This window comes from Streptomyces sp. H27-D2, from assembly GCF_035828615.1.
Classification (GTDB): Bacteria; Actinomycetota; Actinomycetes; order Streptomycetales; family Streptomycetaceae; genus Streptomyces.
Genome location: NZ_JAYMZR010000094.1, coordinates 16,552 through 27,790 on the forward strand (window position 1 = coordinate 16,552; position 11,239 = coordinate 27,790).

An 11,239-nucleotide genomic window follows, 5' to 3' on the forward strand; every position below is an offset into this window, starting at 1 on the left:
AAAAACGTCCGCATGGACCCGTTGACAGCCGACAGCGGCGGGTCGAGACTCAGTGAAGCCAATTATGAACGAAAGTTCACTGAGCGAACAAGAGTTTCGGGGCAAGAGTTTCACGAGCGAAAGCTCGCAAGGTGAAGTTCACGGACGAGAGAATCCGAGCCGCAGAAGGGACCCATGGCCGACATCCGCACGCTCCGCGACGCCGTGGCCTCACTCGTGCACGACGGGGACACCGTCGCCATGGAGGGCTTCACCCACCTCATCCCGTTCGCCGCCGCGCACGAGGTCATCCGGCAGGGCATCACCGACCTCACGCTCGTCCGGATGACGCTGGATGTCATCTACGACCAGCTCATCGGCGCCGGCCTGGTGCGCAAGCTCGTCTTCTCCTGGGGCGGCAATCCCGGCGTGGGCTCGCTGCACCGCTTCCGGGACGCGGTCGAGAACGGCTGGCCGCGCCCGCTGGAGCTGGACGAGCACAGCCACGCGGGGATGGCGAACCGCTATGTCGCGGGCGCGTCCCGGCTGCCGTTCGCCGTGCTGCGCGGCTATCGCGGCAGCGACATCCCCTCGCGTACGGACACCGTTTCCACGGTGGTCTGCCCGTTCACCGGCGAGGAGTTGGCCGCCGTCGCGGCGGTCAACCCGGATGTCACGGTCATTCACGCGCAGCGCGCGGACCGGCACGGGAACGTGCAGCTGTGGGGGCTGGTCGGCGTGCAGAAGGAAGCCGCGCTGGCGGCCGACCGGGTGCTGGTCACCGTCGAGGAGATCGTGGACGAGCTGGCCCCGGTGCCCGATTCCGTGGTGCTGCCGTCCTGGACGGTGGACGCGGTGGCCGTCGTGCCGAACGGCGCGCACCCGTCGTACGCGAGCGGCTACTCGGTCCGGGACAACGCGTTCTACCAGGACTGGGATCCGATCGCGCGGGACCGCGAGACGTTCCGGCGGTGGCTGGACGAGCAGGTGCGCAAGCAGCCGGAGGGCGCGCGATGAACGACGAGCTGAACGACGACGTGACGGGACGCGGGGCCGGCGCCCCGCGACAGCCGCCCACCCCGCGACAGCCCGAATCCCCGCCGCAGCCGCCCTGCACCCCCGACGAGTTGATGACCGTCAACGCCGCGCGGGCGCTGGCCGGGGCGACCACCTGCTTCGTCGGCATCGGACTGCCCAGCGCAGCCGCCAACCTGGCCCGCCGCACCGGCAACCCCGGTCTCGTCCTCATCTACGAGTCCGGCACCATCGGCTCCAAGCCGACCCGCCTGCCGCTGTCCATCGGCGACGGCGAGCTGGCGGAGACGGCGGACGCGGTGGTCTCCGTCCCGGAGATCTTCAACTACTGGCTGCAGGCGGGCCGGATCGACGTCGGCTTCCTCGGCGCCGCCCAGATCGACCGGTTCGCCAACATCAACACCACCGTCATCGACCGCGGCCCCGACCGTCCCGAGGGCCGTCTCCCCGGCGCGGGCGGCGCGCCCGAGATCGCCGCCAACTGCGGGCATGTGCTGATGGTCCTGCGGCACACCACCCGCAATCTGGTGCCCCGGGTCGACTTCACCACCACCCTCGGCCACGGTTCGGGCCCGGACAGCCGCGCCCGGCTCGGCCTGCGCGGCGCGGGCCCCAGCGCCGTGATCACCGACCTGGGCGTGCTCCGCCCCGACCCTGACACCGCCGAGCTGGTGCTCACCGAACTCCATCCGGGTGTCACCGTCGAGCGGGTGCGCGCCGCCACCGGCTGGGAGCTCAAGACCTCGGACGCCATCGGCACCACAGCTCCGCCCACCGAAGTCGAGCTCGCCGCCCTGCGCGCGCTCAAAGCCGCTGGAAGGGTCCAGACCTGATGTCCAACGCCCGCATCCGTGACGTCTACGTCGTCGACGCCGTCCGCACGCCCATCGGCAAGTACCGCGGCGCGCTGTCCGGGGTACGCCCCGACGATCTCGCCGCCCATGTGATCGCGTCCCTCGTGGCGCGCACCCCGGGCCTCGACCCGGCCCGTATCGACGACGTCGTCTTCGGCAACACCAACGGCGCCGGCGAGGAGAATCGCGATGTGGCGCGGATGGCCGTGCTGCTCGCGGGGCTGCCGGTGAGCGTGCCCGGCGTGACCGTCAACCGGTTGTGCGCCTCCGGCTTGGAAGCCGTGGTGCACGCCGCCCGCGCCATCGCCGTCGGCGACGCGAGCGTCATGCTCGCGGGCGGCGTCGAGTCGATGAGCCGCGCCCCCTGGGTGATGCAGAAGCCCGAGGCCGCCTTCCCCGCCGGCCATCAGCAGCTGTACTCCACCACCCTCGGCTGGCGCATGACCAACCCCGCCCTGCCCCCTGAGTGGACCGACTCGCTCGGCGAGGGCGCGGAGCTGATCGCCGACACTCACGGCATCACCCGCGAGCAGCAGGACGCCTTCGCGATCGGCAGCCACGAGAAGGCGGTGCGGGCCTGGAAGGACGGGGCGTACGACGCGGAGGTCGTGCCGTACGGGGGCATGGAGCCGGCCCGTGACGAAAGCATCCGCGACGCCACCTCGATGGAGGCCCTCGGCAGGCTCAAGCCCGCCTTCCGCGAGCTGGGCGGCACGGTCACCGCCGGGAACTCCTCGCCCCTGAACGACGGGGCCTCGGCCCTGCTGCTCTGCGACGAGGAGGGGCTCAAGGCCACCGGGCGCGAGCCGCTCGCCCGGGTCCGCTCCTCCGCCGTCACCGGCATCGACCCGCAGTACTTCGGCCTCGGCCCGGTCGAGGCCGTGCGGCGGGCGCTGGGCAAAGCCGGCCGGACCGGCGACGTCTTCGCCGGTCTGACGACCTTCGAGCTCAACGAGGCTTTCGCCGCGCAGGCGTTGGGCTGCCTGGCCGAGTGGCCCGGCCTGGACCCGGACATCGTCAACCCGCGCGGCGGCGCCATCGCGATCGGCCACCCGCTCGGCGCGTCCGGCGCCCGCCTCGCCGGGTCCGTCGCGCACCAGCTCGCCGCGGCGGGCTCCGGAACGGGGGTCGCCGCGCTCTGCATCGGGGTGGGGCAGGGGCAGGCGCTCGTCCTCGAACGGTGAGGAAACGGTGCGGGGCGGTCCGGGGCCGCGAGCCGCTGCGGTGGCTCGCTCCGCGCGTGTCCTCCCGTCCATTCCCTCCGCATCCCCCTCCCGGTCCCGTTCCGTTCCGTCCGGCACGACAGCGTGAGGCGAATCCCATGACAGCACCTGAGCTGACGCAGCGGCAGATAAGCCGCGAAGTCGACGATCTGCACGAGCTCGCGGCCAAGGAGCGCGCGGCGGGCACGAGCGCCCCGCACCACCCCTCGCGCGCCTTCGCGCCCTACCGTGGCAGCGAGCTGCGCCATCCCCGGCAACCGCTGGTCCCGGTCGCGTCCGACCCGGAGGCCGTCGAGTCGTCCGGGCCGGTCTTCGGCCCGAGCGACGTCACCGAGCTCGACTCCGACCTGACCCTGCAACACCGGGGCGAGCCGCTCGGCGAGCGCGTCACCGTCTCCGGACGGCTCCTCGACCGCGCCGGCCGCCCGGTGCGCGGCCAGCTCATCGAGCTGTGGCAGGCCAACGCCGCCGGGCGGTACGCCCATCTGCGCGACCAGCACCGGGCCCCGCTCGACCCGAACTTCACCGGGGCGGGCCGTTGCCTGACCGACGACGAGGGCGGGTACGCCTTCACCACGGTTAAGCCGGGCGCGTACCCATGGGGCAACCACAGCAACGCGTGGCGGCCGGCGCACCTCCACTTCTCCGTCTTCGGCACCGCGTTCACCCAACGCCTCGTCACCCAGATGTACTTCCCGGGCGATCCGCTCAGCGCCTACGACCCGATCTGGAACTCGATCACCGACGCGGCGGCCCGCGAGCGCCTCGTCGCCGCGTACGACCCCGGGCTGTCGCAGCCGGACTGGTCACTCGGCTACGCCTGGGACATCGTCCTCGACGGACCCGCCGCCACCTGGGCCGAGGAGGGACGCCAGTGACCACGACCGCCCCGGCTTCCGGAGCTGCCGCGTCCGACGGCGGCGCGTCCGGGAGCACCACCCCGCTCGGCGCGACGCCCTCCCAGACCATCGGCCCGTTCTACGGCTACGCGCTCCCCTTCACGGGTGGCGGCGACGTCGCCCCCACCGGCCATCCGGACACCGTCACCGTGCACGGCCATGTGTACGACGGAGCGGGCGCGGTCGTGCCGGACGCGATCGTCGAGTTCTGGCAGGCCGACCCGGCGGGCTCGCTCAGCGGGGCCCCCGGCAGCATGCGCCGGGACCGGACGACCGGCGAGGCCATCGGCCGCAACGGCGTGGACTTCACCGGCTTCGGCCGCATCGCGACCGACCAGGCCGGCCACTTCACCCTCCATACCCTCCCGCCCGGCCCGGCGACGCCGAGCGCCGCGCCCTACCTCGCGGTGTGCGTCTTCGCCCGCGGCCTGCTGCACCACCTTCACACCCGCGCGTACTTCCCCGAACACACCGCCGCGCACGCCGCCGACCCGCTGCTCACCTCGCTGGATGACGCCCGGCGCGCGACGCTCATCGCCACGTCGGAAGCGGACGCCTGGGCGGGGGACGGCGCAGGGGGCGAGGCCCGGGCAGCAGCCGAAGCCCCAGCCGGAGCGAGGGCCGGCCGGCGCCGCTACCGGTTCGACATCCACTTGCAAGGCGACCAGGAGACGGTCTTCCTTGAGTTCCGCTGAGAGATCCACTGAGAGTCCCCCCGCACGGAGATCGGCGAGCTGGCCGGGGGGACGGGCGGCCGCTCGTCCGCCATGCCGCACAAGGCGAACCCGGCGCGCTCGGTGCTGATCGCCGCCGCTTCCCGGCAGGTTCCCGCGTACGCCGCCGTCCTGCTGGGCTCGCTCGCCGCCGAGGACGAACGGCCGGCCGGAGCCTGGCACGTCGAGTGGCAGCCGCTGCGCGAGGCGCTGCGGCTGGTCGGGGGCGCAGCCGCGCCGGCCGCCGAACTCACCGAGAGCTTCCGGGTGTTCCCGGACCGGATGCGCGCGAATCTCGACCTGACCGGGGGCCTGATCGTCTCCGAGCGCCTCGCCGCGGCCCTCGCCCCGCTGCTCGGCCGCGCCGGGGCCCGTACCGCCGTGTCCCGCGCGGGCCGCCGCGCGACGGAGAGCGGGGAGGCCCTGGCCGACGCACTCGCCGCAGACTCGGCGATCGAAGCCGCCGTGACCGCCGTGACCGCCGCGACCGCCCGCGCCGGCACACCCGCCGCGTGGCTGCGCGGGCTCGCCGACCCGACCGCCTATCTCGGTTCCGCGCCCGCGCTGACCGACCGCGCGCCGGCCGCGCACCGCGACTGCGCTTCGGCGGACGCAGCGGCCGGACGTAGCGTGTCCCGTAGGGCTACGGCCCGTTCGACGGCGGCCCGGGCGGCTGACGGCGGGCCCGTACGGCTACGGAGGGAACACGCACATGGCGGCGCAGCGACTGGTGGTCATCGGGGGCGACGCGGCGGGCATGTCCGCGGCCTCGCAGGCTCGCAGGCTCAAGGGACCGGATGAGCTGGAGATCGTCGCGTTCGAGCGCGGCCACTTCAGCTCGTACTCGGCGTGCGGCATCCCGTACTGGGTCGGCGGGGACGTCAGCGGGCCGGACGCGCTGGTGGCCCGCTCCCCCGCCGAGCACCGCGAGCGCGGCATCGATCTGCGGATGCGCACCGAGGTGACGGAGCTGGACGTCGAGGGGCAGCGGGTGAAGGTCCGCGAGCTCGATCCGGCGGGCGGCGACCGGACAGGCGGTGGACAGAGCGGCGGTGAGCGGTGGACGGGCTACGACAAGCTGGTCATCGCGACCGGCGCCCGTCCGCGCCGGCCCGCTCTGCCGGGCATCGACGCGCCGGGCGTGCACGGCGTGCAGACCCTGGACGACGGTCAGGCGCTGCTGGACACCCTGGAGAAGGCCGAGGGCCGCCGCGCGGTGGTCGTGGGGGCCGGGTACATCGGGGTGGAGATGGCCGAGGCGCTGGTCAACCGCGGCTATGAGGTGACGGTCCTGGACCGGGGCGAGCAGCCGATGTCCACCCTCGACCCCGATATGGGCAAGCTGGTGCACTCGGCGATGTGCGGGCTGGGCATCGAGACGGTCAGGGGCGTGTCCGTCACCGGCGTCCTGCTGGACGCGGACGGCCGGGCGCGCGCGGTGACGACCGAGGAGGCCGAGTACCCGGCCGACGTGGTGGTGCTCGGTCTCGGCGTGCGTCCCGAGACGGCGCTCGCGCGGGACGCGGGGCTGCCGCTCGGGGAGTCCGGCGGGCTGCTGACGGACCTCGCGATGCGGGTGCGCGGGCACGAGGACATCTGGGCGGGCGGCGACTGCGTCGAGGTCCTCGACCTGGTCTCGGGCCGCACCCGGCACATCGCGCTCGGCACCCACGCCAATAAGCACGGCCAGGTCATCGGCAGCAACGTCGGCGACGGCTACGCGACGTTTCCCGGTGTGGTGGGCACGGCGGTCAGCAAGGTCTGCGACCTGGAGATCGCCCGCACCGGGCTGCTGGAGAGGCAGGCCACGGCGGTCGGCTTGCAGTTCGTGACGGTGACGATCGAGTCGTCCAGCCGGGCCGGCTACTACCCGGGGGCGCGCCCGATGACCGTGAAGATGCTCGCGGAGCGGCGCACCGGGCGGCTGCTCGGCGTGCAGATCGTGGGGCGCGAGGGGGCGGGCAAGCGGGTGGACATCGCCGCGGTGGCGCTGACCGCCGGAATGACAGTGGAGCAGATGACGGCGCTCGACCTCGGCTACGCGCCCCCCTTCTCCCCGGTCTGGGACCCGGTGCTGGTGGCCGCCCGCAAGGCGACCGCCGCCGTCGCCCGCGACCTGCCAGGACACGGCGGCTGAGGGGCGTGCGAGGGGGCGCGCGGCGCGGCCGGACCTCTCGGTCATACTCGCCTGATGCCCGAAACCACCGACGCACCGCCGGCCGCCCCGCTGGTCCCGTCCCGTCCTGAGCGCCTGGCCACGGCGCTGCGGGCCGCGACGCCCGCCCTGCTGGCCTACGCCGCCGTCCGGCTGCTCGGGCTCGCGATCCTCGCCGCCTGGGCGGCGGTCGACGGCAGAAACCCGCTGACGCTCCTCAACGGCCGCTGGGACTCGGTCTGGTACCTGCGCATCGCCGAACACGGCTACGGCTTCGAGGCGCACCTGCCCGACGGCGGTGTCCACTCCGACCTGGCCTTCTTCCCGCTGCTGCCCGCGCTGGAGCGGGGCATCTCCGAGATCAGCCCGCTCACCCCGGCCGGCGCGGGTCTGCTGGTCGGCTGGCTGGCCTCGCTGGTGGCCGCGTGGGGCATCTACGCGGTCGGCTCCCGGCTGTACGGGCACCGGACGGGCCTGGTGCTCGCCGTGCTGTGGGGCGTCTGCCCGACCGCGTTCGTGCAGTCGATGGCCTACACCGAGACCCTCTTCACCGCGCTGGCCGCCTGGGCGCTGTACGCCGTGCTGACCCGGCGCCGGCTCTGGGCGTCCGCCCTCGCGGTGCTCGCCGGGCTGACCCGGCCGTCCGCCGCCGCCGTCGTCGCGGCGATCATCATCCCGGCGGCGGTGACCCTGATCCAGGACTACCGGGCCGGCGCCCGCCTCCGCGCGCTCGTCCGCGAGCACGGCCGGATGATCACGGCCGCCTGTCTGGCGCCGCTGGGCTGGCTCGCCTACGTCCTGTACGTGGCCGTGCGCAACGGCGGTCTCTTCGCCTACTTCGAGGTGCAGGGCGCATGGGGCAACGGCATCGACGGCGGCGTCGCGCTGGCCGGCTTCGTCTGGGAGCAGCTCACCGGGCCGGTCTTCCTCGGCGGGATCGGGATCATCGCGGCCCTCGCGCTGCTGGGCTGGCTCTGTGCGCTGTGCGTCCGGCAGCGGCAGCCGTTGCCGCTGCTCGTGTACGCCGGTGTCGTGGTGTTCACCTCACTGGTCAGCGCGGGCTACTTCGGCTCCCGGCCGCGCCTCATGATGCCCGCGTTCCCGCTGCTGCTGCCGATCGCGGTCGCGCTGGCGCGGCTGCGCCCGGCGCGCACGGCGCTCGCGCTGGGCGCGCTGGCGCTCGCTTCCGGCGCGTACGGGGCCTTCACGCTGCTCGGCTCGGGCCCGCCGTAGGCAGGAGAGGCCACACCGCCCAGGTCCGGGCACCGGTGTCCGCGCGGGGGCCTCTCTCGCAGCGACGCGCGGCCCGTACGGCTCGGCGCACGCGGCCCGACGCGCGCCCCCTCCAGCAGCCCGCGCGCGCCTCAGCGCGCGTCCGCGGCCCCGTCCGCCTCAGCGCGCCGTCTCGGTCTGGACGTACTCCACGAGCCGGGTCAGCGCGTCCGGGGCGATGGTCGGCAGCACGCCGTGCCCGAGGTTGAAGATGTGCCCCTCCAGACCGGCGGCGGCGTCCAGCACCTCGCGGGTCTTCGCCTCGACGGCCTCGCGGGGCGCGAACAGCACCGCCGGATCGAGGTTGCCCTGCAACGCCTTGCCGGGTCCGACCCGGCGGGCCGCCTCGTCCATCGGCACCCGCCAGTCCACGCCGACCACGTCCGCGCCCGCCTCGCCCATCAGGCCGAGCAGCTCGCCGGTGCCGACGCCGAAGTGGATGCGCGGCACGCCGTACCCGGCGACCGCCTCGAAGACCTTGGTCGAGGCCGGCATGACCGAACGGCGGTAGTCGTCGGGGGCGAGCGCGCCGACCCAGGAGTCGAAGAGCTGCACCGCCGAGGCGCCCGCCTCGATCTGCACCTTGAGGAACGCGCTGGTGATGTCGGCGAGCCGGTCGAGCAGGTCGGCCCAGAGCTCGGGGTCGCCGTACATCATGGCCTTGGTGTGCTCGTGGTTGCGGGACGGCCCGCCCTCGACGAGATAGCTCGCGAGAGTGAAGGGCGCGCCCGCGAAGCCGATCAGCGGGGTGGCCCCCAGCTCGCCGACGAGCATCCCGATGGCCTCGGTCACATACGCGACGTCGTCCGGCTCCAGCGACCGCAGCCGCGTGAGGTCGGCGCGGGTGCGGATCGGCTGGGCGATGACCGGGCCGACACCGGGCTTGATGTCGAGGTCGATGCCGATGGCCTTGAGGGGCACGACGATGTCGCTGAAGTAGATGGCCGCGTCGACCTTGTGCCTGCGCACCGGCTGCATGGTGATCTCGGCGACCAGGTCGGGGCGCATGCACGAGTCGAGCATCGCGATGCCCTCGCGCAGCTTGAGGTACTCGGGCAGTGAGCGCCCGGCCTGCCGCATGAACCACACCGGGGTATGCGGCACAGGTTCGCGCCGGCACGCCCTCATGAAGGCCGAATCGTGGGTGGCCCGGTTGGCGGTCTGCTGCTGGCCCGTGGGGCGGTCGTTGGCGCTCACGCCCGAATCTTCGCACGCTCGGCGGGCCCGCTCGCAGTGCGCTCCGAATGGACGACCCGCCCACCGGGTGTCCTCCCCGGATGGCGTCCTCCTTCCGCCTACTCTTCCGGGCATGGCTGCGGCTCAAGGACACCTCGCGGACGGCGCGAACAGCGCGGACGACCCGGACGACGACGGGACACCTGTCTCGTTCCGGAAAGCGGTCGAATCGCTGCGCGGCGCGCGGCTACGGCCGGAGATGGAGATCGATCCGACCAAGGCGCCCCAGCGGCTCGCCCCCTTCGCGTACGCGCTCGAAGCGGCGGTGGTGGTGGACGACGAGGAGCTGGCGGACGGCCGTCTGGTGCTGCTCCACGACCCGGACGGCCAGGATTCCTGGCAGGGCACCTTCCGGCTGGTCACACTGGCCCGCGCCGAGCTGGAACCGGAGCTGGCGGACGACCCGCTGCTGCCGGAGGTGTGCTGGTCGTGGCTGACCGGCGCGCTGGACGCGCGGGGCGTGGCCTACGGGGAGCCGAGCGGCACGGTGACCCGGGCCGGCTCGTACTACTTCGGCGGGATGTCGGACCGCCCGCCGACGAGCCGGCTGGAACTGCGCGCGTCCTGGACGCCGCGCGAGCCCGTCGGCGGCGGTGTGCCCGACCTCGGCGCGCAACTCGCCGCCTGGAGCGATCTGCTGTGCCAGTGCGCCGGACTGCCGCCGGTGACGGTCGATCACGGCCCGCGCGGCGGAGTGGTGCCGCTGCCCCAGCGGCGCGGCCCGCAGCGCTGACGCCGGCGCCCTCGGGACGGCAGCCCCCGACAGCACCCTCAGGAGTGGACGGCACGCCCCGCCGCGTCCCCCCGGAGTGACAACGCCCGCGGGTGGCCGGTCCGACGGAACCAGCCGCACCGGCCACCCGGAACGCAGCGCCCGCCGACCGGCCCGGCCACCCCGAACCGCCCCAACTCAGCGACGGGTAAAGCCCGTTGCCTGGTTCAGCGCGCCGCCCGTCCCGCCACTCACGGCACCGCCGCCATCCGCCAGGCATTCCGACCCGTACGTGACGATCGCTCAGGCATCCGATTTGCCCGAATTGTTACTCACCAATTCGTGATCATTCTCTAAAGCCGGGCGGCATTGCTGCCGAAGGAGTCTGTGACCCTTCCACACGGATCGCCCCGGCCTACCCCAGAAGTCGGGCACGTGCCGCCACTCCCCCAGGAGGCCTGGTGTCTGTTCTCCTCGAGCAACCCTCAAGCCTGGTCGCCTATCGCCCGAACAAGCCGACGGCCATGGTCGTCGTGGCCGACCCTCGAGTCCGCTCCACCGTGACCCGCCACCTGTGGGCGCTCGGTGTACGTGACGTGATCGAGGCGTCGTCCATCGCCGAGGCCCGTCCCCGAGTCGGCAACCCGCGCGATATCTGCGTCGCAGAAGTCCACCTCCCAGACGGCTCCGGACTCACTCTGCTCTCCGAGACCCGCGCCGCGGGCTGGCCCAACGGCCTCGCCCTCTCCGCGGCCGACGACATCGGCGCGGTCCGCAGCGCCCTGGCCGGCGGCGTCAAGGGTTACGTCGTCACCGGCACCCGCACCAACCTCGGCATTCCCGGCCGCCCCGGCGCCGCACCCGTGGGCGCCGCCGCGGCCCGTATGCACCGTCGCCCGCCGGGCGCCCCCGGACACCCCGGTGGCTACCGCGAGCTGTCCGGCCGCGAGGTCGAGGTGCTGCGGCTGGTCGCCGAGGGCCAGTCCAACAAGGCCATCGGCGTGTCGATGGGCCTGTCCGCACTCACCGTCAAGAGCCACCTCGCCCGCATCGCCCGCAAGCTCGGCACGGGCGACCATTCCGGCCCGGTCGCCGTCGCGCTCCGTACGGGCATCCTCCACTGACCCGCTGAACCCGGCGCGAAACCCGGCGCCCCGCCTC

11 protein-coding genes are annotated in these 11,239 nt (G+C 73.6%); 10 read left to right on the plus strand and 1 reads right to left on the minus strand.

The window, feature by feature from the left end:
* Window positions 1–174: 174 nt before the first annotated feature.
* The 8 genes from QMK28_RS27705 to QMK28_RS27740 all read left to right on the plus strand — a co-directional run bounded on the left by QMK28_RS27705 (window position 175) and on the right by QMK28_RS27740 (window position 8,091).
* Complete coding sequence (locus QMK28_RS27705; RefSeq protein WP_326442343.1) at window positions 175–996, plus strand: CoA transferase subunit A; 822 nt, start codon at window positions 175–177, stop codon at window positions 994–996.
* Window positions 997–1,109: 113 nt separating this feature from the next.
* Complete coding sequence (locus tag QMK28_RS27710) at window positions 1,110–1,847, plus strand: CoA-transferase subunit beta (protein ID WP_326442355.1); 738 nt, start codon at window positions 1,110–1,112, stop codon at window positions 1,845–1,847.
* A complete protein-coding gene (locus QMK28_RS27715; protein ID WP_326442344.1) occupies window positions 1,847–3,052 on the plus strand; it encodes a thiolase family protein in 1,206 nt (401 codons plus the stop codon). The genes QMK28_RS27710 and QMK28_RS27715 overlap by 1 nt, the downstream gene beginning before the upstream one ends.
* A 137-nt stretch (window positions 3,053–3,189) precedes the next feature.
* On the plus strand, window positions 3,190–3,969 hold the full coding sequence (pcaH, locus tag QMK28_RS27720) for a protocatechuate 3,4-dioxygenase subunit beta (RefSeq protein WP_326442345.1): 780 nt from the start codon (window positions 3,190–3,192) through the stop codon (window positions 3,967–3,969).
* An 89-nt stretch (window positions 3,970–4,058) separates the two neighbouring features.
* Window positions 4,059–4,685, plus strand: a complete 627-nt coding sequence (gene pcaG / locus QMK28_RS27725) for a protocatechuate 3,4-dioxygenase subunit alpha (RefSeq protein ID WP_443050843.1) — start codon at window positions 4,059–4,061, stop codon at window positions 4,683–4,685.
* Window positions 4,686–4,757: 72 nt separating this feature from the next.
* Window positions 4,758–5,504: a hypothetical protein gene (locus QMK28_RS27730; protein ID WP_326442347.1), complete on the plus strand. Its 747-nt coding sequence runs from the start codon at window positions 4,758–4,760 to the stop codon at window positions 5,502–5,504.
* On the plus strand, window positions 5,416–6,840 hold the full coding sequence (locus QMK28_RS27735) for an FAD-dependent oxidoreductase (RefSeq protein WP_326442348.1): 1,425 nt from the start codon (window positions 5,416–5,418) through the stop codon (window positions 6,838–6,840). Before QMK28_RS27730 ends, QMK28_RS27735 begins: the two co-directional genes overlap by 89 nt.
* A 54-nt stretch (window positions 6,841–6,894) precedes the next feature.
* Window positions 6,895–8,091, plus strand: coding sequence for a glycosyltransferase family 39 protein (locus tag QMK28_RS27740; RefSeq protein ID WP_326442349.1), 1,197 nt, complete (start codon window positions 6,895–6,897; stop codon window positions 8,089–8,091).
* A gap of 159 nt (window positions 8,092–8,250) precedes the next feature.
* On the opposite strand, the gene hemE is transcribed toward QMK28_RS27740, so the two are convergent.
* A complete protein-coding gene (hemE, locus tag QMK28_RS27745; RefSeq protein WP_326442350.1) occupies window positions 8,251–9,327 on the minus strand; it encodes a uroporphyrinogen decarboxylase in 1,077 nt (358 codons plus the stop codon).
* Window positions 9,328–9,439: 112 nt separating this feature from the next.
* Between hemE and QMK28_RS27750 the strand changes: the two genes are divergently transcribed.
* The gene (locus tag QMK28_RS27750) at window positions 9,440–10,099 is read left to right on the plus strand and encodes a DUF3000 domain-containing protein (RefSeq protein ID WP_326442351.1); all 660 of its coding nucleotides are present in this window, start codon (window positions 9,440–9,442) and stop codon (window positions 10,097–10,099) included.
* A gap of 440 nt (window positions 10,100–10,539) precedes the next feature.
* Complete coding sequence (locus QMK28_RS27755; protein WP_326442352.1) at window positions 10,540–11,202, plus strand: LuxR C-terminal-related transcriptional regulator; 663 nt, start codon at window positions 10,540–10,542, stop codon at window positions 11,200–11,202.
* Window positions 11,203–11,239 lie beyond the last annotated feature (37 nt).

Bases quoted from the DNA above. Each gene is read 5' to 3' on its own strand.
- QMK28_RS27730 (WP_326442347.1), top strand. From the start codon at position 4,758: ATGCCGCACAAGGCGAACCCGGCGCGCTCGGTGCTGATCGCCGCCGCT.
- QMK28_RS27735 (WP_326442348.1), top strand. From the start codon at position 5,416: ATGGCGGCGCAGCGACTGGTGGTCATCGGGGGCGACGCGGCGGGCATG.
- QMK28_RS27710 (WP_326442355.1), top strand. From the start codon at position 1,110: ATGACCGTCAACGCCGCGCGGGCGCTGGCCGGGGCGACCACCTGCTTC.
- QMK28_RS27715 (WP_326442344.1), top strand. From the start codon at position 1,847: ATGTCCAACGCCCGCATCCGTGACGTCTACGTCGTCGACGCCGTCCGC.
- QMK28_RS27740 (WP_326442349.1), top strand. From the start codon at position 6,895: ATGCCCGAAACCACCGACGCACCGCCGGCCGCCCCGCTGGTCCCGTCC.
- pcaH (WP_326442345.1), top strand. From the start codon at position 3,190: ATGACAGCACCTGAGCTGACGCAGCGGCAGATAAGCCGCGAAGTCGAC.
- QMK28_RS27705 (WP_326442343.1), top strand. From the start codon at position 175: ATGGCCGACATCCGCACGCTCCGCGACGCCGTGGCCTCACTCGTGCAC.
- QMK28_RS27750 (WP_326442351.1), top strand. From the start codon at position 9,440: ATGGCTGCGGCTCAAGGACACCTCGCGGACGGCGCGAACAGCGCGGAC.